We start from the raw sequence: 295 nt of genomic DNA, 5'->3' as shown, positions 1-295 counted from the left end.
GGCCCTTGCTACAAGTCCGGACGTTTCAAGCGTCTATGTCGACGGCTGGGGCTTAAACACATCTATACCAAACCTTACACACCACGAACGAATGGCAAGGCAGAGCGATTTATCCAAACCGCTCTGCGCGAATGGGCCTACGCCAGAAGTTACGAAAGCTCAGACCAACGTGCGACCTACCTGACGTCGTGGTTGCACGAGTACAACTGGCATCGCCCGCATGCCAGCCTGAGTTATTTGCCACCAATTAGCCGAATAGCATCCGTGAACAACGTGGTGGGTTTACACAGCTAGC

1 protein-coding gene is annotated in these 295 nt (G+C 53.6%); it reads left to right on the top strand.

Going from position 1 to position 295, the window contains the following annotated elements; translation table 11 throughout:
• On the top strand, window positions 1-294 hold a 294-nt coding region (locus ACM6IQ_RS23855; RefSeq protein WP_414880001.1), incomplete at its 5' end, for an integrase core domain-containing protein.
• Between the last annotated feature and the right edge of the window lies 1 nt (window position 295).

It is taken from the genome of Pseudomonas sp. IT-P100, assembly GCF_949767185.1.
GTDB lineage: Bacteria > Pseudomonadota > Gammaproteobacteria > Pseudomonadales > Pseudomonadaceae > Aquipseudomonas > Aquipseudomonas fluorescens_B.
This window is presented reverse-complemented; position numbering and strand designations above follow the sequence as displayed.